Origin of the sequence: Methanobrevibacter sp. (assembly GCF_015062985.1) — an archaeon.
Classification (GTDB): domain Archaea; phylum Methanobacteriota; class Methanobacteria; order Methanobacteriales; family Methanobacteriaceae; genus Methanocatella.
In genome coordinates, this window is record NZ_SUTI01000018.1 from 1 (window position 1) to 19,275 (window position 19,275).

Here is a 19,275-nt window from a genome sequence, read left to right on the forward strand (position 1 = left end):
AGGTTCCCCTGTTGGTAAAAACGTAGAAGAATCCATTAAATTATTAGGAGACGTAATTGCAAGTTTCTAAACTTGCTTCTCTTTCTTTTTTTTATTTTTTTAAACCATTATACACAACTTATTAACCACTTATTTTTTTAACGATACTTTTTAATTACAAAAAACCAATAATATAATTATTACATTTATTATATTGCAGGTATTATAATGGAAATTGAAAATTTAACAAAAGAAATTAGACAAAGGGCTTTTGAGCGAAAAGATCCTAAAACTCCGGAACAAGTCGGGGCCAGTTGGTATAATGATGATTTAACATATGACGGTGTTGCAAAGACACTGTTTATAATTCTGCCAACACCAGGTTGTTCATGGGCTCTTGGAGATAGCGGCGGATGTACAATGTGCAGTTATGTTTCTGATTGCACATTAGAACCTATTGACAGTGAAACTATCTTGAGAATATTTAATGAACACTTATCCAGACATCCAATAGCTGAAGAGGACAAGATTACTGTGAAACTGTTTGCATCCGGAAGCTTTCTGAATCCTTATGAACTTCCAAAGGATGCCCGTGACGAAATATTGAAAACATTAATGGACCTTGGCAATGTGACTGAGATTGTTGTTGAATCCAGACCAGAATACGTTAAAGAGGAATATCTGGATGAAATTTTTGAAATTATCGGAGATACATTATTTGAAGTGAGCATAGGTCTCGAAACATCAAACGATTACACTCGTCTTAAAAAAATCAATAAGGGCTTCACAAGAGATGAATTTGAAAACGCGATTAAATTGATGCAAAACTTAAAAGAAACTAAAGGATATAATTTGAAATCAAAAGCATATATCTTTGTTAAACCTATTCTTGTATCCGAAAAGCAAGCCATTGATGAAGCGATTGAAACCGCAAGATACTGCAATTCAATTGGAGTCAATAGGATTTCATTTTGTCCTGCAACAATACATGCCGGAACTGTTATTGAGAAATTCTGGAGAAAAGGAGCGTATCAGCCTCCATGGATCTGGTCATGTGTTGAAATCATAAATACAGTCCGTGAAGAATTAGACATTCCTGCACTTCTTGACACTTCAGGATTCGGTTCAAGACGTGGCCCATATAACTGTAAAAAATGTAATAAAGATTTGAAACATATGATAATAGCTAACAATTTAACTCAAAGCAAAATTGAATATGAATGTGAATGTAAAAAGGAATGGTTAGCTGAAATCAATAATTCGGATATGAATGGCTCAACCGTTGAAATCAAACATATCCCATTATATTAATATAATTAAAACTATTAATTATTATTAGGAGGAAATTATGAAAACTAAATTTATTAGTTTACTGGCTATAATTCTCGGATTAATTATTATTATATTCCCGATGATGGGGGCTATCAGCGTTAGTGCATTAATCGGATTATCAGTCCTGCTAATGTCCATCTATTTACTTGTTGTTGGAGTAAGTATAATAGATTATAACACTAGCGGTGCGATATTAGATTTGCTTTTGGGAATCATACTTTTATTATTAAGCGTTTCTTTAATATTCAATCCATCATTGCTTGGATTTTTAGCCGAAATTACATTATATCTTGCAGGAATAATGCTGATTGTTGTTTCTTTAATATCTCTAATAAATAATCGCAGCAGCAGATACGGATTCTATATCGGAATTGCTGGTGTTGTGCTCGGTTTGTTATACATTATTATTGGAACCTACATTTCAAATCCTATTATACTCGGTACATTAATCGGAATATGGTTAGTTCTAAATGGTATATTTAAATTAATGGATAGGTAACCTATCCAAATTCTCTTTTTTTGGTGTTGAATTTGATTGGAATTAGTGCAGATTTTGACCCCGTCCATAAAGGTCATGAAAAATTACTTGAAGAAGCAAGAAAACTAGCTGACGAAAATAATAAAAAGGTAGTGGTATACTTAAACAAAGGTTTCAGTGCTAATCACGCTCCTTTTTTCGTGAATTTCGAAGCTCGCCGCGAAATGGCTTTGGCTCTTGGAGCCGATGAAGTCAGGTCATTTGAAGGGCTTCATCACAGGCTAGTCCTATCATATAGCGTTCCAATTAGGCTTAAGCAAATGATTGACGATGGAGTGACAGATTACATTACCTCCGCAAGCATTTCCCTGAATGAAATCAAGCAGAAAGCACAGCCTTTCATTGACGAAGGAAATTTTGTTGGAATGCCAAAAAGCTATACTAACCGAAATGAAATTCGATGGTATGCAATAAATGAATTTTTAGGCTCCAAAGTCGACTATCATGTTGTTAAAGAGTTCAACAAGGAGAAATACTCCGGAAGGCTGATTAGACAATCCATCATTGATAACGGCATGACCATAACAGATGATGTCAGGAAATTACTTCCAAAAACCACAGTAGAAATCCTTCAAAGAGAAATCGATGCCGGCAATGTCCCGGGAGAGAGGAACTGGAATGACATCTATAAAAGAATGAACACCTATTCCAGAGGAAATCTCGAAAAAATAGCTTATCTTAATGGAAATACAATAAATGAAATAATCAAACGAAGAGTGTATAGGGACCCTGAATCCATATGGGCTGTTTTCAGAAGATCAGATTACGGTCCGGTAATGACCCGGCTTGCAATCAGTGCCATTGAAATGGACGTCAGCAAACAGGAAGTGATGGATTTGATGAAAAGTTATGAGGCTCAGGGAGTAATTCCGGAAAATCAGAAAGTTCAAAAGGTAATCGATAGGGCATGGTATGTGGCAAGCGAAGGACAAAAGGGCATCAGTGCACGTGAAGCGAATGAAAAATTCAGAAGCGAAAATATTGAAGTTGACGCCCCATCAACACTTGAAGCTGGGCTGAACTTGACAAAATTTGAAACCAAAATCACCAAAGAGGGATTGGATACTGACTTGTATGTTGACAAAAACGGAAAAATATCTGTACAGTTCAAAAGTGAAGGCAAAAAAATCAAGACCAACTTAAGGCTTCCTGCCGTTGAGGTCACCTACCTCCGATACATTATGGATTCCCATTTCATTCCAGTTAGCGGAAGCATAAAAAAAGCCAAAAAGGGATTCAAGGTTAAGGTGGTTATTGGTTAAGCTTTTTTAATGCAGCTTTAACCATTGTCAAGTCATTGTTTTCAAAATAGTCAATTATCTCTTCCAGTTCTTCTGATTTTCTTTTGGAACTGTTTAATGTATTGTTTATTCTTGAAAGTGATTTGTCCTTAAATTCATCCCCTTCAGTCAGGGACAAAATCTCAAAAAATTCGTCTTTTAAATCATAATCTTCAGCGAGTTCGGAAGCTTCAATCAATAATGCTGATAACGTTTTGGTATAAGTGCTTCTCAGCAATTTTAAAATGGCCACATCCCCGATATTATCGCTGATTTTTCTTGTGTCAATATATTTGTCTAAAAAAAGCAATTCATCACAATATTTTCCACAGACATATAGAATCGGATGGGTTGAATCTATTTTTCCGATGATGGCTCCGTCTACAAACTTCTCAACATGTTTTGAAATTTCGAAAGTTGTTTTAGGGGAAATATTGTTTAAATCAAGGTATATTCCCTTTGTTAATTTTCCATAATCTCGAGCCACTTTTAAGGCATTTTTTGGAGAACTGGCTGAAATTAAAATATCTGAATTGAGGGCAACCTCTTCAAAAGTTGTTAAAACTTGAATATCTGCATCTTTAATGGAATCGATGGTTTTTTGTGATCTGCCCTCAAATGAAGTGATGAATGCAATATCTTCGGACTGTATTAAATTAATTAGATTTTTTGAAACCTTTCCGAATCCGATTAATCCGATAATCATAATATCACTTTTTAAAAAGAAGCATATCATGCAGGTTTACGCCTATGTCTCTTGAAATTGTATTGCATTTTGCACATAATAAAAAGAAGATATCCTTATCGGACAAGTCAATTTCGGTTAAACCTTCATAATTTCCCATACCTTTTGAAATTATAAATTCATGACTGTTGAAAATCTCTCTAAATTCATCTGAAATTTCACTATCAACATAACCAACAGTTCCCGCACCTATCTCAACGATTTCACCGAATTCATCAAGACCGGCATCCAAAGCTTCAGCCACACATGCATCATTGAGAATAGGCTCTGATTTAACGGCAATTGTGATGTCCAAGCCATATTCCTTAATTTTGGATAAAAGCAATTTATCAAATACGATTTCTCCCGTATTGTCCACTAAATAGAGCACTTTATCATGGGTTTTTAATGAATTTTCAAATTCGTCAATGTCTTTGATGGACAGATCCTTGTCTAGGGAATTTTTAATAACGCTTTCAATATCATCATCCAATGTGAATGCACCAAAATCTAGAATATTGCCTATTATGGCAATTTTGACATGGTTTTCCAAACTGTCATCTGCATCCAATATCCTTTTGACATCAGGCAAATATTTTAGCGCAATCTCGTTTCCTTCAATTTTTTCCTTGTAATACGGATCCCTGCAGCCGGTTTTTTGTTTGATTATGCTGTGCATGGCGGATCCTGTGCCGTTGGAATTAGTTCCCTCATTGAAATTTTTACTTAAGAATTGGAAAATTTCCCCCATGACTTCCATCTTAAGCATTTCATCATCTGTGGATAAATCTAAAGCTTCTCTTGCCTGTCTTAAAAAACAAGGTCCGCATTCATAACTAATTTTCAAAATTAACCCCCATAAATGATTTGAACTAATTGTATTTCATCATCATCATTGATTACTGTATCTTCAATTACTAGTTCCCCATTCTGTTTTGACACCATTGTCTGGGCGGATAATTCTAATTCATTGAGCAAATCTCTAATAGTATAATCAGACTTTGGAATTTCACGCTGTTCTTCTAAATTTTTATATTTCAATGTAAATGACATGATTTCACAATCCTAATTCTTCTAAAAAGGAACATGCTTTGCATAGCTCATTTGCAGATGGCTCACCGCATCTGACACACCTTCCATGAGAATAATCTTTTTTAAGTTCCTCTTTTAATATTCCTTTAATTTTGTCATAACCTCTTAATGTTGAGTATTTGATTGTCGGGTGTTTTTCGGACAGCTGGTTGATGACTTCTGAAACCTCCCCTCTGAATGACTGCATTGCATAAGGGCAACTGTCAAAATGAACCTCCAATTCTTTTGCAACCACATATAATCCAATTTCCCTTTCAGGTATTTCACGCAATGGTTTGATTTTAACTGTGAATTCTTTGGCTTTGGATTCTGTTTTTGCACCCAATTTTGTCAGATTGTCAGTATTTCCTTCAAGATAATTCATCATAATAGCTTGAACTTCATCATCCAAATTGTGGCCGGTGGCTATTTTAGTAGCTCCCATTTCGCGAGCTGCTTTATTGATAAGAGTCCTTCTGAATACTCCGCAATATGTGCAGGAACCCTTATGATTCTCCTTTTGCATTATCTCATCTAAAGTGATGCCGTACTCTTCTTTGAGGCTTACGATTTTATGTTCAATCCCCAACCTTTCGGCATGGCGAATAGCTATGTCAACACCTTCCTGGCGATAATTATCGATTCCTTCATCAACAGTTACTGCACAAATGTCAATGACGTTCATTTGCCTGAAAGAATTTAGAATTTCTAAAGTTGTTACACTGTCTTTTCCACCGGAAAGCGCTACTAAAACCTTATCTCCCTTATCCAACAATTTTTCTTTACGGATGGTTTTTATGACTTTCTTTTCGATTGATTCTATGAAACAATCTTTACATAATAATTGACCGGACTGGTCTTTTTTAATAATGACTTTAGGATTACCACATTTACTGCATTGCATATTATACTACCTACATCTGTTCTACAAAGTGAGCCAATTGGTTCAGAGTGTTTACTTCAAATACCTGCGCTCCGGCACCTTCATAAAGTGAAACACAACTGTCAACAATATCCCATTTATTTCTATCTTCGGGATTTAAAATTACAACCTTCTTAGCATCCCTCACCATTTCCTCAACAATTTCAACACTGGCAGGAACACCGTGAACCTTCGGTCCCGCCCAGTCCCTGCAATCTGACAATATGATTACATAAGACTTGTTGCTTATATTAACTTTTTCCTGAAAACTTGTAAATGCTGAGTACATGTCTGACGTTCCGTGAACCATCATGTTTTTGATTCTCATGTCCTTAACTTTTATAAAGGAGTCCAGAAGATATTCCTCTTTTAATGCCTTGGTGGTTTCAATCACCTTGTTGTCAAATTCGAATGTTCTTGACCGTTTAAATGCAGTCTGTGCCGAAAACATCAGCATGAAGAACCAGCTGCTGATCCATTCACATGATCCGCTAATGTCGTTTAAGAATAAATGTTCATTTTTATGAGGTCTAGGCTTGGCCTTTACAAGTTCAAATGGAACTCCACCATATTTTAGATTAGCTCGGATTGTTCTTCGAATATCAATTTTATGAGAATGTGTCTGAATCTTTCTTCTTGAACGCTTATTTGCGATTCTTTTACCTAATCTTTGGCAGATTTCAAGCATACGTGGGTCAAATGTGTTTAATTTGGTCAAATCCTTATTCATCAATTCCCCATCACGTTCAAGCTGTTTGACTTCATCCAAAAGGGGCTGTCCTGAAAGCATTTTCAACTTTTCATTGGTGATTTTTTCCTCTCTGACCTTCTTGGCCATGCTTCCCTGTTTTTTGATTATGTACTTATTGGATTTAGGTCCTGCACCTCTATATGCAGTACCCTTATTCAATTCATTGAGAGGACTCTTTTCAGGTTTCGGCGGTGCAAAGACCTTATCGAAAACTTTGTTGAATTTTGGAATGTCATACCTGTCCTTAACATACACTGCCATCAACGCTGTCTTTAACAAATTTCTATCTTCAATTCCCAAATCCATATAGATTTTAACAGCTGCCTGAGTGCTTCTGATACTGACGGGCAATCCCTGTTCCCTTAATTGAGCTGATAAAGTTACAATCTTGCTAATCATCTTATCTTTTATTAAATACGTCTTTTATAACTCTTTTTTTATCGCTTTCAGTTTTAATTGCCACGCCAATACTGTTTTCCAGGGATTCATCGATATTTCTTGTTCCGAGGTTAGTGACAGAACGCACCCAATCAACAGTTCCCCTGACAGAAGGCTTTTTCATCAAATTGAGATTACGTATTTCATGAACCAATTTGACAACATAAGAAACTGTTTCATCATCCGCTTCAGGTATTTTGGATTTGACTATTTTTATTTCCCTTTCAACAGTAGGATACGGAATGTATAAGAACAGACATCTGTCCTTTGTCTCATCAAGCAATGACCTTTGAGAATTGGATGTCAAAATAACAATCAAATCGTTCTTTAGCTGGAATGTTCCTAAATCGTTAATGGTTATTTCCTGTTCACCTAATGCCTGAAGCAGGAAACTTTCAACTTCCTCATCCGCCTTGTCAATTTCATCGATTAACAATACTGAATTATTATCATTTAAAAAAGCATTTAATAAAGGCCTTCTTATGAAAAATTCTTCATCAAAAATCTTATCTTCCTTATTGGAATCATTTCTGGCAGCTTCCAAATGCAACAACTGTTTTTGATAATTCCATTCACCAACAATCTGCTCAAATGTTATTCCCTCATAACATTGTATCCTGAAAAAGTCCCTTTCAAAAGTTTTTGCAATCACTTTTGCAAGCTCGGTTTTTCCTACACCCGGAGGACCTTCAATGAGAATTGGCTTACCGAGTAAAAAAGACAAATATATTGTAGTTGAAATTTCATTATTTGAAACATAATCTGCATTTAACAAACTTTTGTCAATATCTTTTATACTAATATTTTCAACTTGCAATGTTTAACCTTCATAAAAATTTATTATTAAAATAAGATTTAATCTAAATTTATTTAAACTTTATGTAACTAATATATGTAATAACGAATATAAATTATATCATGGAGGTAATTTATGGAACGTGAAGATAAAATTATAGGTGCATTACTCATTGTAATTTTATTATTATTAGCAGTTGCTTTCATTGTCAGTGGAACTGGAATGTCACTTATGAAACAGGAACCAGTTGTTAATAAAACAAATGTAACTATGAATGATACAAATATAACTAATAATACAAATTTAACAAGTTATGATTTAAGTTATTTGTCACAAGACGGTTCTAGCCAATCCTCTGGCTCTTCAGGCAGTAGCGGATACAGCGGTGGATACAGCGGCAGTTCCTACTCTTATGATTCAGGTTCTTATCCAGATAGTGGCAGTGACCAAGGAGGCCAAGAAGGTGGCTCCGAAGGCGGCCAAGAAGGTGGATCTGAAGGCAGCCAAGACGCTCCTGTTGAAGGAGGAAATAACGAAGGATAATTAAAATTAGATTATTTTTTAAACTCGTCAGGATTTTTAAATAAATCAAAATCCTGAACATATTCTTTTCCAGTAATCATTGCAATTTCTGCTTTTTGTAGCTCTGAGCCCAAATAGGCTGCATGCTCCATTCGGGTTACCAAACCTTTTATTATTATTTCTTCATATATCTCTTTTGCAGAATGCCCTACGATAACTAGGTCTGCCTTATTCTTTACAAAATGAGTTGCAGTAATTCTGCTTTCCTTAACTGTGGTTTTATAGTCGACACTTATTTTAAAGCTGCCTGCCTTATCACGTACGAATTTTAAAGGCTTGTCACGTTTTGTTTCAGGAACACCATCCAATTCATTTAAAATAACATCATTTCTTTTATGCTTGTCCTTGAATGCAACCAGATTAATTCCCAAATCCTTTGGAATGGATTTCCTATGTTTTGCAAGAAACATCATTTTTGATGCTGTAGCCAATTCATAAACACTGCCCCTTGTTTTTCCACTCTCTTCAGGAGTGAACAGGATACTTACACCCAATTCCATACCTATTCCTGCTAAAAGGACATTAACACCACCTGAATCAGCATCCATCAGTTCGGTAACATTTCCCACACCGAAAAACATTGGTGCCGGATTTGTCTTATGGAATTCATGGCATGCGATTATGGATTCCACTATGCTTGAACTATTGACCGGATCCAAAATCAAGTCTGCAACATACCTTAAACCTTCAGTATCCTTAATCAATTGATGCATTGATTCAACCCTCTCCAAAGGAGATTTTGGGGAGATGCCGTGTGAAAAATTAGTCGGGAGCAATACCGCTGGAATATCCTTTTCCTTTAAGATTTTTTGAACTTCAGAATTGTTTCCCAAATCCAAACTCAATACAAAATCAATTCCATTCTCCGCAGCCACCTGTATCTCTTTAGGATTCAGTGTGTCTATGCTTAATGGCCTGTCGCCAACAATCGGACGTAAAGTTTCTATCAATTCAGGAATTTTATCTGAAAAATCTTCACCGGCAGCCATACCTATATCAATCATGTCCGCACCGGAATCAACAAAATATTGGCATTTGTTAATCAGAGCTTCCTTTGATAAAAAGGGAGCATTTGCTATTTCAGATAGAACTCTCATAGGAAAATCTTCACCAACCGGGAGGTTTCTAATTAGAATATTGTTTGGCTTTTGGAGGAGTTTTTCAATATTTTCAGTGCCGTTTTCAAATTCCTCAATGAATTTGAATGCCTCTTTTCTTTTTTCTTCCTCAATCAATTTATCTGCAGGCTTGTCCTCTGACAATTGAATGCTATTGACCAGGTTCAATACCATTGCCAAATCCGCACCGTCAGTAGATCCCTTAAAAGTTGGAATTCCCAATTCCTTTGTGATTTCCCTTGTTCCCTTCTTGATTAATCCCGGAACGAGAATCATGTCGATTTCATCAAGTTGGTCGGAAAAATTAGTTTTTACTTCTTTTATTATTTGCCTTGGAGTTAAGAAAGCGGCAACCTGAGTATTGTCAGCAATATGAACAATAATATCTTCTTTTGAATCTGAAATTACCTCCTTTATTAATGGATATGCCAAATTACCTGTAATAATTAAAACTTTCATAATAACTCCTCAACAATTTCTAATAATATATTAATTATTATATCTATTATATATTCTTTTAAAAAGTGAAATTTTTTAAATATTATTATTTCATAAAAACTTATTAAAATTGTATAATAAAGTAAAGCAAATATTAAAAACCATTATAAAAAAATTTACAAATAATAAATAACTTAATCAAAATAATTTAATCAAAATTATCCAAAAACAAAATTTCAACATAAAATTTATATATTTTGTAATTTATAATGATTATACATGATAAATATATGGAGGAAAATTTAATGATCGAAATTCGTTTTCATGGAAGAGGCGGACAAGGTGCTGTAACAGCTGCTGAAATTTTGGCTAAAGCAGCATTTAAAGACGGCAAATATTCCCAAGCTTTTCCATTTTTTGGAGTTGAACGTAGAGGAGCTCCTGTAATGGCTTTCACAAGAATTGACGACAAGCCAATTGATTTAAGATATCAAATCTACAATCCAGACTATGTATTAGTTTTAGACGATGGATTACTGAATGTAGTTGATGTTTTTTCAGGAATTAAAGACAATACCGAAGTAATTATAAATACTGAGAGTTTTGAAGGCAGTGGCGAACATGATGTCCACAGTATCGATGCAACCGGAGTTGCATTGGAGATGTTAGGACGTAATATTGTTAACACCATTATTTTAGGATATTTTGCTAAAAAGACACAAGTTGTTAGTATTGACTCACTACTTGAAGTTATTAAGGAAACATTCCCTGGAAAAGTTGGAGAGCTAAACGTAGAAGCTACTAAAAAAGCTTATGATATGGGATAAAGGGTGAAGATAATGGTAAGTATAGGATGTGTAATTAAAACACCTGGTAACAGTAGAAACAATAAAACTGGAAGTTGGAGGACATTCAAACCTATTTTAGATAAAGAAAAATGTATTGATTGTGATAACTGTATCATTTTCTGTCCGGATTCCAGTGTAAACAAACAACATGATATTGATTACGATTACTGTAAAGGATGCGGAATTTGTGCAAACGAATGCCCTTCCGATGCAATCGAAATGGTAAAAGAATAGAGAGAGTGATTTAATGATAAGAGAAGTAATGACCGCAAATAAAGCAGTTGCAGAAGCTGTAAGATTAGCTAAGCCACAAGTTATTCCTGTTTATCCAATTACTCCACAAACTACAATTTCTGAATACTTAGCACAATATGTTGCAGATGAAAAAATTGATGCTAAATATGTTAAAGTAGAATCTGAACACAGTGCAATAAGTGCTGCTGTTGGAGCAAGTGGTGCTGGAGTAAGAGTATTTACAGCAACATCTTCACAAGGATTAATGTTAATGCACGAGATTTTATTTGCAGCAGCAGGTATGAGAGTACCTATCGTTTTGGCAGATGCAAACAGAGCAATCTCAGCACCTCTAAACATTTGGAACGACCAGCAAGATTCCATTGCACAAAGAGATGCAGGATGGTTGCAAATTTATGTTGAAAATGCTCAAGAAGCATTAGATACTACTTTAATGGCTTATAAAATTTCAGAAAATAAAGATGTTTTACTTCCATCAATGGTATGTTTAGATGGATTTATTTTAACACACACAGTAGAACCTGTTGAAATTCCAGATCAGGAAAGTGTAGATAAGTTCTTACCTCCATATGTTCCAGAACATGCATTTCTTGATCCGAATGAACCTATGTCAATAGGTAACTTTGCAGACCCACAATATTATACTGAAGCAAGACATGACATGGAAGTCGCAATGGACAACTCCATGGAAGTCATTCAGAAAACATGTGATGAATTTGCAGAAATCTTCGGAAGAAAATATGGTCTTGTCGAACCATATAAAACTGAAGATGCTGAAATAATCTTTGTTGCAATGGGTTCTCTCTGCAGTACCATTAGAGTAATGGTTGACCAATTAAGAGAAAAAGGTGAAAAAGTAGGTTTACTTAAAATCAGAGCATACAGACCATTCCCAGTTGAAGCAATCAACGAAGCAGTTAAAAATTGTGAAAAAATAGCTGTTATCGATAAAAACTTCTCATTCGGAATTGGTGGAGCACTTTATGCTGATATGAAAGTTAAAATTGATAAAGAAATCTATGGATTTATTGCTGGTTTAGGTGGAAGAGACATTACACCTGACTACATCATAGAAGCTTATGAAAAAACCAAAGTGCCTGAACAAGATGTTACATGGCTTGGACTTAAGGAGGAATAGATATGGATATACCTGATAAAGATTTATTAGCACCAGGACACAGAGGCTGTGCTGGATGTGGAGCATCTATTGCTGTTAAATTAGCTCTTAATGCATTAGGAAAAAACACTGTAGCTATTTCTGCTACCGGTTGTCTTGAAGTTATGACAACACCATATCCTGAAACTTCATGGGAAGTTCCGTTCATACATGTTGCATTCGAAAACTCAGGAGCTGTAGCATCTGGTGTTGAAAGTGCATTAAGAATTCAAGGAAAAGATGATGTTAATGTAGTTGCTTTCGGTGGTGACGGAGGAACTGTAGATATCGGTTTACAATCATTATCCGGAGCTATGGAAAGAGGCCACAACATGCTTTACATCTGTTACGATAACGAAGCATACATGAATACTGGTATTCAAAGAAGTGGAGCTACTCCATATGGTGCAAGCACAACAACTTCACCAAAAGGAACTGCAAGCTTCGGTGAAGACAAACCTAAGAAAAACATGCCTATGATTATGGCCGCTCATGGAATTCCATATGTTGCTACTGCATCAATCGCATACCCTGAAGATTATGTTAAAAAAGTTAAAAAAGCAGCTGAAACCAAAGGTGCAGCTTACATCCACTTACAACAACCATGTACTACCGGTTGGGGATTCCCATCTGAAAAAACAATTGAAATGGGAAGACTAGCAGTGGAAACTGGATCTTGGATTTTGTATGAAATCGACCACGGAAACTTTGAAATAACTTACAGACCTGAAGAAAGAAAACCTGTAAGCGAATATCTATCCGTGCAAAAAAGATTCAAACACTTAGATGAAGAGCACATTGAAAAAATCCAAAAATATGTCGATGCAGAGTGTAAAGAATTAGGATTATAAGGGAGGAAAACAATGGAAAGTATTGTTGTAAACAGCAATCTATGTGACGGATGTCTCAACTGTGAAAACATGTGTGCATCAGTCCATAATGCTAGTAGAATAAAAATAATAGAACATGATTCTTCCTTTTATTCCATTGTATGTCAACATTGTGAAAGCGCACCATGTATAAAAATCTGTCCAACAGATGCAATTACCGATGAAGGCGTCAATACTGAAAAATGTATTGGATGCGGATTATGTGTAATGGTTTGTCCATTTGGTGCAATGACTTTCCAATCAAAAGTTGCTGAAAAATGTGACCTCTGTGCTGATAGAGAAGAAGGACCAGCATGTATAAAAGCATGTACCAAAAGAGCAATCACTATTGCTGATCCGGAAAAAATCAGAGCTAAAAACCAAGAAAAATACTTGGCGAAAATGGCTGGATTATATGAACCGGACAACGCAAAAGGCGGAATTGTTCATGTCTTAACAAGTCAAGCAAGAGCTAGACTCGTTTTAGACGAATAAAAGAATTATGTTTAATATAGGGAATTGTACTGAATGTACAACCTGCGGAAGTTGTCAACAAACACCAAATGTTGACACTCCTATCTTATTTTGTATGCATTGCCAACCATCAGAAGCGCCATGTTTAATTGCATGTAGAGAAAATGCAATTGAAGTTCTGGGCGGAGCGATAACCATCAACAATGAAAAATGTGTCAGATGTGGGGATTGTGTTGATGTTTGCCCTATTGATGTAATTAAAATTTAAATATTTTAAAATCAAAAAATAAGATTAATTAAATATTATAGGGTTTTATTTTGATTACTAAAGACATTATTAGAGATACTGTTTATGAACTTTACAAAGAAGCCGTTATCGTTTTAGGAGATGATGTGAAAAAATCACTGGAAGATGCTCTTAAAATTGAAGAACATGACCTTGCAAAGTTAAATTTAGAAGCTATTTTAAAAAATATTGAACTTGCAGAAGAAAAAGGCATTCCAATGTGTCAAGATACGGGTCTGCCGGTTGTTTTTGTTAAATTAGGTAATGTGGAAGTTGAAAATTTACGTGAAGGTATTGAAGAGGGTATTGAAAAAGCCACCAAAGAAATTCCAATCAGGCCGAATATCGTGGATCCGATAACCCGTGAAAATACAAACATCAATGTTGGGGATTACATCCCGCCAATCGACATTGAATTGATTGATGAGGATTATATTGAAATCACAATATTGCCTAAGGGATTCGGTTCTGAAAACAACAATGCCATGAAAATGGCTCTTCCTGCAGAGGGAATTGACGGAATTAAAGAATTTGTCGTAGAATCCGTTCTGAAAGCTAAAGGAAAACCATGCCCTCCAACTGTAATTGGCGTTGGTATCGGAGGAACATCAGACTTGTGTTTGAAACTTGGTAAAAAAGCATTGCTTGGAAAAATTGGTGAAAGAAATCCCGACCCAGTAATAGCTAAGCTTGAAGAAGAAATTTTAACTGAAATAAATAACTCCGGAATAGGTCCTATGGGACTTGGCGGAAAAACAACATCACTAGACGTTAAAATATTAAAAGCACATACCCATACCGCAGGACTGCCTATTGGAGTATGCGTCCAATGCTGGGCGGACAGGCACGCTACAACAAAAATATATGATAATTAGATTATATTTAATCTAATTACTTTTTTTAATATCTGAATGTTCTTGGAGTGGTTGATCTAGGAATATTCTCATGGAACTCAATTGAAACATCCATGATTTCAACAGAAATATCTCCCATTCTTTCAAATGCTTTAATAACTCTGAATAAATAAATAAAATAATTTGAACGCTCTTTTTCATCAAAAGAAGTTTCAGTCATCTGTGTTGCAATAAGATTGATAGCTTTAGCCTGAAGGATATGAATAGAATCTTCAAGTTCCATTAAATCATCTTTTAAATCAGTCTGACCTTCAATAAATGCTTTCATGGATAAACGAATCATTTTTTGAGCAGTCTTATACATTTTCTTTAATTTTTTCAGAATATTTGCATCAATTTCATAAACCTCATTGATGACAAACTTAGCAATATGGCCGCAATAGTCACCAATCCTTTCCAAATCATATGCAACCTCATTATAAAGCATAGATTTTGAAAATTCTGAATGTTTATTAATGCTCACAATTGTCTCTACAGATGTTCTAATCTTTTCAACCATGTTATTGGTTGCAAAATCCATTTCCAAAGCTTTGCTAGCCTTTTTCTCATCATATTCCAAAACAGCTTCAAATGATGCTTCAAGTTGTGATTGGACATGCTTAGCCATATTTGACAACATATCATTCAATAGCACATTGCCTGTAGTTTCTTTTGGAGTGATATACTCCCCTAAAGACTCTGCAATTTCTTCATAACGTTTCAAATCTATGACATAAGCTCTTTTTACAGTACCGTCCTTAACAAGAGGCTGCAATAATTGAGTAACATATCTGCGAGTTATACCAAGATGTTGGGCAATTTCATCCTGTGTTGATGGATTTTCATATAAAATAAAATCCAAAATCTCTTTTAACGTTTTATTTTTTTTACTCATTTTATGCCTCTATTTTTTACTATAGTCATTCAACAAATCATTAGACTCAAAGTGAATTTTATCAGAAGATCTATTTATCCTTGAATCATTATTTGAATGGTTTACATGATTTTTAAATCTCACATCACTATTTTCAACATTATGTCTTGGCTTATTAACATGCTGATGATGTGATTTTCGTCTTTTTTCTAAATAATCAAAATCATCCTTGGTTCTGGAGGAGTAAACTTCCCTAACCTCGGTTCGTCCATTTTTACCTTTATTTTTTGTTTTATTAAATTCCTTTTCGGAATTATTTGCAGTGGAAATGATTTTTACAACTACAAATACTAACAATATGAAGGTGATAATTGCAATCTGAAAATCAAAATGCATAAATATTCCATCATAAATATCCACGATTCTACTTTCAACATCAAGGAAACCACGTGCTAAAAATACTAAACCTACAAATCCAATAATAATTCCATGGATTCTTTTAATGTTTTCAGCTTTTAAAAGCAATGGATAAACACTCATAATTATTAAAGCCAAACCTAAAATCTTATATAAATTATTTTCAGTAATATTTTGAATGGACAAATAAAACTGAAGGAATGCATCAGGTAAAAATCCTGCTTGAGCTAATAAAGCAAAAATTAACAATAATTGAATTAAAACTATGACAACGAGAGGGAATACATAAGCAATATCCCATTCAAAATTATGGTCAAAGGTTGCATTGGCCACAGGATTCTCCAATGCTTCTGAAAGCATATTATAAAGTACAGATGAAATAACTGAACCAATAATTGTCCCTGCAACACCTAATACAGATGTCAAAACTGCTACAAATGCAGAAATGAAACCTACCAATATCAGTTTTTTATAATTCATAATTTTCACCTTAATTATCTGTTTGAAAAATTAACAATATGATATATTTATTTTGGATAGATTTAAAGTTAATGTAAAAAATAGTATTAAGCCTTAGGGGGGATTCGAACCCCCGACTTCCACCTTACCAAGGTGGCGCTCTACCGGCTGAGCCACTAAGGCATAATCAGGAAAAAAATACTTAAAATTATAGAAAAGTGCAAGGGAAGGGATTCGAACCCTCGAAGGCCTATGCCAAAGGATCTTAAGTCCTTCCCCTTTGGCCGCTCGGGCACCCTTGCATACAATAGTAATATATATTTCAATAGTATATAAATGTTACCCTTATTTGATATTTTTTATAACAATAAGAAAAACTACAATTTTATATTGATAAACAAACTATATAAATATTAAGATAATCAGAATATTACATATAATAAATTAATTTATAATGGTGAATTAATTGAAAGTTGATATGGAAGAATGTGGAGTCTGTGAAGACTGCATTGATGTTTGTATGGAAGAAGCAATTGAAAGAAGAGCATATACAATCATTATTGATAATACGAAATGCGATAACTGCGGTGAATGTGTTGATGTTTGCCCCGTAGGCGCTATATACGAAGACTAAGGCATAATTATGAAGAAATTTACAATCATTGACTATTTAATAATATTATTAGTAATATGCGCTGTAATCTTTGCATTTATACATATTACAAGCGACGATTCATCAAATATTCAAAAAACCGCATTTGATGCATCTACAATCAGTAAAATTCCTGATACTTATTCTAATTACTATAAAGATGGATATATTGTAAACACCACCATAAAAGGTTTTAATTCAAGCACAAATGAAGAAATGACAATTAATGGAACTGTGATCTGGATTGGAAACCATGGAGGAACCAATGTCCAAGTATTATTCGAATCAAACAACACTACTTATTTGGCCGGATTATACAAAAGCGTTCCAAATGCCGACATTTACATTGATACCATTTCTCTTGAAGTTGACGGAAGCAAATATGACAATTTAGTTGAATTTAAAGTTAAACCTCAAAATATCACTTCACTGAATGACTTGACAAAAAATTTAACTGACACCGATTTCGAAATATCAACAACAGTATCCCTGGACTCAGTTGATGCGATAAAAATCCAGGACATTAAAAATCAAATAAATTCCCAGGATAAAAGATTTGCAATTCACACCTCTGGTGCTGATTTAGACAATCAGATAATCCTTGAAAAGGCAAACATGAAAAATATTAATGACGGAAACACCGCTTTAGGAAATATTAATGCTTTGACTGATGAAATTACAATAAGAGTTTACAACTGCAGTGACAGCCAGATTGAAAATATCAAAAATAATTATGATGTCATTAATATCAGAAAAGTTTAAGTTGTGTAATATATGAGTATGATTTATTCCACATTAACCTCAATAATCAACAGAATAAGCGATGAATTTCATAATTCATTTTTATTCACTACAATTTTTTCCATCATATCCTTTATTGAAGAGCAATGGGTCAATAGCTATTTCAAAAGATTCTATCCTCCCGAAGACTTTTTGAATTTTTTGAATAGGAATAACATACTGAAAAATCATATATTCAATCCGTTGCTGGTACTTTTCTTATTTGCATTTTTTTTAATTTTATCAATGAATAAACCTTCCACAAGTTTGGTCTTCACTCTCATCATCGGATTCATTTGCTTTTTTATAGGATCAACAGTACTTCCGAAATATTTTTTCAATGAAAATACTGAAAATATTATTCGATTTGAAAGAAAAGACATTTATTCTATTGGATTCTGTTTAATATTGGTCAGTATAGTATTTTTTGGATTGAGCATTGTTTCTGTTGGAGGAATTCCTCTTTTAAAACCATCAATCAGATATCTGTTGAAACCCGCCTTTACAATGCCCGTATTTCTAATCATACCCGGAACATGTCTAGTAGCGGCAGCATATCTAAAAGATTTTCAAGACAAAAAAATCACACGTTCACAGGCAAGGTTCAGATTCATATTTTTGCTAATAATAGACACTGCATTATTATTGCTTTTAGGTTATAGGACACCACTACTTGCAGCATTTCTCATTATAATTATAATAGGTTTCTATGGAAATATCGTTTCTCTTTGGGAAGTTGTGATTGGTGGATTAGTTGGTATAGGTGCAATAATAGGAATTGGTTATTTTAGGTCAGTAAGTGAAATGACAATAACATCCTCAACAAATCCGTTTTACACTTTACAATCAAGAGCTGATTTCACTTTGCACGTTTTGAATCTGCTTGATTTTATTGGAGGCAATTTCGGATTAACGCATGGAAAACTATTGGCAAGCTCAATACCGGGAAGTGCACTGGGCCCTAGAATGATGGTTGGAAAATTGATTGCATGGAGAACAGAAGTTACAGTCACACCAACATTGATTGGTCAGATGGTAGTCGATTTCGGAAAGGTAGGTGTGGCAGTGGAAATGTGCCTTTTAGGATTCATTTTGGGAATCGGATTTAAAATATTGCAAAAAACCAAAGATTATTTTTATATAGCAATTTACAGTTTAATCTTGACATACTCAATTTTAGGAATAGAAACAGGAATTCTAGATATACAGGTTTTATTATACTTCATAATAGCAGCAGCCATCTACTTTTTAAATATAGCTAGAACCCAAAATTAGACTATTTTTTCAATGCAAAGTATTACAAAACTTAAAAAATAATACTAATTTGTATTACTTTAATAAGA

Annotated in this window: 23 protein-coding genes and 2 tRNA genes; 14 read left to right on the forward strand and 11 right to left on the reverse strand. The window is 34.3% G+C overall.

What is annotated here, in order from left to right:
* The first annotated feature begins 207 nt into the window (after nt 1-207).
* The 3 genes from E7Z77_RS07960 to E7Z77_RS07970 are packed head-to-tail and all read left to right on the forward strand — an operon-like array spanning nt 208 to nt 3,111.
* The gene (locus E7Z77_RS07960; protein ID WP_292752520.1) at nt 208-1,290 is read left to right on the forward strand and encodes an archaeosine biosynthesis radical SAM protein RaSEA; all 1,083 of its coding nucleotides are present in this window, start codon (nt 208-210) and stop codon (nt 1,288-1,290) included.
* 37 nt (nt 1,291-1,327) lie between these two features.
* Entirely contained in the window at nt 1,328-1,810 is a 483-nt protein-coding gene (locus tag E7Z77_RS07965; RefSeq protein ID WP_292752522.1) for a DUF308 domain-containing protein, read from the forward strand.
* Between the two features lie 23 nt (nt 1,811-1,833).
* The gene (locus tag E7Z77_RS07970; protein ID WP_292752524.1) at nt 1,834-3,111 is read left to right on the forward strand and encodes an adenylyltransferase/cytidyltransferase family protein; all 1,278 of its coding nucleotides are present in this window, start codon (nt 1,834-1,836) and stop codon (nt 3,109-3,111) included.
* Here the strand turns inward: E7Z77_RS07970 and E7Z77_RS07975 are convergent.
* Genes E7Z77_RS07975 through E7Z77_RS08000 form a run of 6 tightly spaced genes read right to left on the reverse strand, consistent with a single transcriptional unit; the run spans nt 3,101 to nt 7,852 of the window.
* Nucleotides 3,101-3,835, reverse strand: a complete 735-nt coding sequence (locus E7Z77_RS07975) for an NAD(P)-binding domain-containing protein (protein ID WP_292752527.1) — start codon at nt 3,833-3,835, stop codon at nt 3,101-3,103. The two genes, E7Z77_RS07970 and E7Z77_RS07975, sit on opposite strands and share 11 nt — an antisense overlap.
* Before the next feature lie 4 nt (nt 3,836-3,839).
* Nucleotides 3,840-4,700 (reverse strand): ARMT1-like domain-containing protein, encoded by an 861-nt coding sequence (locus E7Z77_RS07980; protein ID WP_292752531.1) that lies wholly within the window; start codon nt 4,698-4,700, stop codon nt 3,840-3,842.
* Nucleotides 4,701-4,702: 2 nt separating this feature from the next.
* Nucleotides 4,703-4,906: a MoaD/ThiS family protein gene (locus tag E7Z77_RS07985; protein ID WP_292752534.1), complete on the reverse strand. Its 204-nt coding sequence runs from the start codon at nt 4,904-4,906 to the stop codon at nt 4,703-4,705.
* A 4-nt stretch (nt 4,907-4,910) separates the two neighbouring features.
* Entirely contained in the window at nt 4,911-5,828 is a 918-nt protein-coding gene (locus E7Z77_RS07990) for a TIGR00269 family protein (RefSeq protein ID WP_292752537.1), read from the reverse strand.
* Nucleotides 5,829-5,838: 10 nt separating this feature from the next.
* Nucleotides 5,839-6,996 carry a VWA domain-containing protein gene (locus E7Z77_RS07995; RefSeq protein WP_292752540.1) on the reverse strand — a complete coding sequence of 386 codons (1,158 nt, stop codon included), beginning with the start codon at nt 6,994-6,996 and terminating at the stop codon, nt 5,839-5,841.
* 1 nt (nt 6,997) lies between these two features.
* Nucleotides 6,998-7,852 carry a MoxR family ATPase gene (locus tag E7Z77_RS08000; protein WP_292752543.1) on the reverse strand — a complete coding sequence of 285 codons (855 nt, stop codon included), beginning with the start codon at nt 7,850-7,852 and terminating at the stop codon, nt 6,998-7,000.
* Between the two features lie 201 nt (nt 7,853-8,053).
* Here E7Z77_RS08000 and E7Z77_RS08005 point away from each other — a divergent pair, with 201 nt between their 5' ends.
* On the forward strand, nt 8,054-8,374 hold the full coding sequence (locus tag E7Z77_RS08005) for a hypothetical protein (protein WP_292752546.1): 321 nt from the start codon (nt 8,054-8,056) through the stop codon (nt 8,372-8,374).
* Nucleotides 8,375-8,385: 11 nt separating this feature from the next.
* Here the strand turns inward: E7Z77_RS08005 and E7Z77_RS08010 are convergent, their stop codons facing one another.
* On the reverse strand, nt 8,386-9,990 hold the full coding sequence (locus tag E7Z77_RS08010) for a dihydropteroate synthase-like protein (protein WP_292752549.1): 1,605 nt from the start codon (nt 9,988-9,990) through the stop codon (nt 8,386-8,388).
* 284 nt (nt 9,991-10,274) lie between these two features.
* On the opposite strand from E7Z77_RS08010, the gene E7Z77_RS08015 reads away from it, so the two are divergent.
* From E7Z77_RS08015 to E7Z77_RS08045, 7 genes are read left to right on the forward strand one after another with little or no spacing between them, the layout of a single operon-like run.
* Entirely contained in the window at nt 10,275-10,796 is a 522-nt protein-coding gene (locus tag E7Z77_RS08015; RefSeq protein ID WP_292752552.1) for a pyruvate ferredoxin oxidoreductase subunit gamma, read from the forward strand.
* 12 nt (nt 10,797-10,808) lie between these two features.
* Complete coding sequence (gene porD / locus E7Z77_RS08020) at nt 10,809-11,051, forward strand: pyruvate synthase subunit PorD (RefSeq protein ID WP_292752555.1); 243 nt, start codon at nt 10,809-10,811, stop codon at nt 11,049-11,051.
* Nucleotides 11,052-11,064: 13 nt separating this feature from the next.
* The gene (porA, locus tag E7Z77_RS08025; RefSeq protein ID WP_292752559.1) at nt 11,065-12,210 is read left to right on the forward strand and encodes a pyruvate synthase subunit PorA; all 1,146 of its coding nucleotides are present in this window, start codon (nt 11,065-11,067) and stop codon (nt 12,208-12,210) included.
* Between the two features lie 2 nt (nt 12,211-12,212).
* Nucleotides 12,213-13,079, forward strand: a complete 867-nt coding sequence (porB, locus tag E7Z77_RS08030; RefSeq protein WP_292752562.1) for a pyruvate synthase subunit PorB — start codon at nt 12,213-12,215, stop codon at nt 13,077-13,079.
* 12 nt (nt 13,080-13,091) lie between these two features.
* On the forward strand, nt 13,092-13,592 hold the full coding sequence (locus tag E7Z77_RS08035; RefSeq protein ID WP_292752566.1) for a 4Fe-4S dicluster domain-containing protein: 501 nt from the start codon (nt 13,092-13,094) through the stop codon (nt 13,590-13,592).
* Nucleotides 13,593-13,599: 7 nt separating this feature from the next.
* Nucleotides 13,600-13,839 carry a 4Fe-4S binding protein gene (locus E7Z77_RS08040; protein WP_292752568.1) on the forward strand — a complete coding sequence of 80 codons (240 nt, stop codon included), beginning with the start codon at nt 13,600-13,602 and terminating at the stop codon, nt 13,837-13,839.
* Nucleotides 13,840-13,889: 50 nt separating this feature from the next.
* On the forward strand, nt 13,890-14,732 hold the full coding sequence (locus tag E7Z77_RS08045) for a fumarate hydratase (protein ID WP_292752571.1): 843 nt from the start codon (nt 13,890-13,892) through the stop codon (nt 14,730-14,732).
* A 25-nt stretch (nt 14,733-14,757) separates the two neighbouring features.
* Here the strand turns inward: E7Z77_RS08045 and E7Z77_RS08050 are convergent, their stop codons facing one another.
* The 4 genes from E7Z77_RS08050 to E7Z77_RS08065 all read right to left on the reverse strand — a co-directional run bounded on the left by E7Z77_RS08050 (nt 14,758) and on the right by E7Z77_RS08065 (nt 16,802).
* Nucleotides 14,758-15,645, reverse strand: coding sequence for a PhoU domain-containing protein (locus tag E7Z77_RS08050; protein WP_292752574.1), 888 nt, complete (start codon nt 15,643-15,645; stop codon nt 14,758-14,760).
* 9 nt (nt 15,646-15,654) lie between these two features.
* Nucleotides 15,655-16,521 (reverse strand): hypothetical protein, encoded by an 867-nt coding sequence (locus E7Z77_RS08055; protein ID WP_292752577.1) that lies wholly within the window; start codon nt 16,519-16,521, stop codon nt 15,655-15,657.
* Between the two features lie 89 nt (nt 16,522-16,610).
* Nucleotides 16,611-16,683, reverse strand: a tRNA-Thr gene (locus E7Z77_RS08060).
* 36 nt (nt 16,684-16,719) lie between these two features.
* Nucleotides 16,720-16,802, reverse strand: a tRNA-Leu gene (locus tag E7Z77_RS08065).
* A 164-nt stretch (nt 16,803-16,966) separates the two neighbouring features.
* On the opposite strand from E7Z77_RS08065, the gene E7Z77_RS08070 reads away from it, so the two are divergent.
* Genes E7Z77_RS08070 through E7Z77_RS08080 form a run of 3 tightly spaced genes read left to right on the forward strand, consistent with a single transcriptional unit; the run spans nt 16,967 to nt 19,207 of the window.
* Nucleotides 16,967-17,134: a 4Fe-4S binding protein gene (locus E7Z77_RS08070; protein WP_292752580.1), complete on the forward strand. Its 168-nt coding sequence runs from the start codon at nt 16,967-16,969 to the stop codon at nt 17,132-17,134.
* Between the two features lie 9 nt (nt 17,135-17,143).
* Nucleotides 17,144-17,914, forward strand: a complete 771-nt coding sequence (locus E7Z77_RS08075) for an adhesin (RefSeq protein WP_292752584.1) — start codon at nt 17,144-17,146, stop codon at nt 17,912-17,914.
* 12 nt (nt 17,915-17,926) lie between these two features.
* Nucleotides 17,927-19,207 carry an oligosaccharide repeat unit polymerase family protein gene (locus E7Z77_RS08080; protein ID WP_366510260.1) on the forward strand — a complete coding sequence of 427 codons (1,281 nt, stop codon included), beginning with the start codon at nt 17,927-17,929 and terminating at the stop codon, nt 19,205-19,207.
* Nucleotides 19,208-19,275 lie beyond the last annotated feature (68 nt).

What these genes read in the sequence shown, in the direction of transcription:
- E7Z77_RS07960 (WP_292752520.1), top strand. Translation starts at nt 208, where the DNA reads ATGGAAATTGAAAATTTAACAAAAGAAATTAGACAAAGGGCTTTTGAG.
- E7Z77_RS07965 (WP_292752522.1), top strand. Translation starts at nt 1,328, where the DNA reads ATGAAAACTAAATTTATTAGTTTACTGGCTATAATTCTCGGATTAATT.
- E7Z77_RS07975 (WP_292752527.1), bottom strand. Translation starts at nt 3,835, where the DNA reads ATGATTATCGGATTAATCGGATTCGGAAAGGTTTCAAAAAATCTAATT.
- E7Z77_RS07985 (WP_292752534.1), bottom strand. Translation starts at nt 4,906, where the DNA reads ATGTCATTTACATTGAAATATAAAAATTTAGAAGAACAGCGTGAAATT.
- E7Z77_RS07990 (WP_292752537.1), bottom strand. Translation starts at nt 5,828, where the DNA reads ATGCAATGCAGTAAATGTGGTAATCCTAAAGTCATTATTAAAAAAGAC.
- E7Z77_RS07995 (WP_292752540.1), bottom strand. Translation starts at nt 6,996, where the DNA reads ATGATTAGCAAGATTGTAACTTTATCAGCTCAATTAAGGGAACAGGGA.
- E7Z77_RS08005 (WP_292752546.1), top strand. Translation starts at nt 8,054, where the DNA reads ATGTCACTTATGAAACAGGAACCAGTTGTTAATAAAACAAATGTAACT.
- E7Z77_RS08010 (WP_292752549.1), bottom strand. Translation starts at nt 9,990, where the DNA reads ATGAAAGTTTTAATTATTACAGGTAATTTGGCATATCCATTAATAAAG.
- E7Z77_RS08015 (WP_292752552.1), top strand. Translation starts at nt 10,275, where the DNA reads ATGATCGAAATTCGTTTTCATGGAAGAGGCGGACAAGGTGCTGTAACA.
- porD (WP_292752555.1), top strand. Translation starts at nt 10,809, where the DNA reads ATGGTAAGTATAGGATGTGTAATTAAAACACCTGGTAACAGTAGAAAC.
- porA (WP_292752559.1), top strand. Translation starts at nt 11,065, where the DNA reads ATGATAAGAGAAGTAATGACCGCAAATAAAGCAGTTGCAGAAGCTGTA.
- porB (WP_292752562.1), top strand. Translation starts at nt 12,213, where the DNA reads ATGGATATACCTGATAAAGATTTATTAGCACCAGGACACAGAGGCTGT.
- E7Z77_RS08035 (WP_292752566.1), top strand. Translation starts at nt 13,092, where the DNA reads ATGGAAAGTATTGTTGTAAACAGCAATCTATGTGACGGATGTCTCAAC.
- E7Z77_RS08040 (WP_292752568.1), top strand. Translation starts at nt 13,600, where the DNA reads ATGTTTAATATAGGGAATTGTACTGAATGTACAACCTGCGGAAGTTGT.
- E7Z77_RS08050 (WP_292752574.1), bottom strand. Translation starts at nt 15,645, where the DNA reads ATGAGTAAAAAAAATAAAACGTTAAAAGAGATTTTGGATTTTATTTTA.
- E7Z77_RS08055 (WP_292752577.1), bottom strand. Translation starts at nt 16,521, where the DNA reads ATGAATTATAAAAAACTGATATTGGTAGGTTTCATTTCTGCATTTGTA.
- E7Z77_RS08075 (WP_292752584.1), top strand. Translation starts at nt 17,144, where the DNA reads ATGAAGAAATTTACAATCATTGACTATTTAATAATATTATTAGTAATA.
- E7Z77_RS08080 (WP_366510260.1), top strand. Translation starts at nt 17,927, where the DNA reads ATGAGTATGATTTATTCCACATTAACCTCAATAATCAACAGAATAAGC.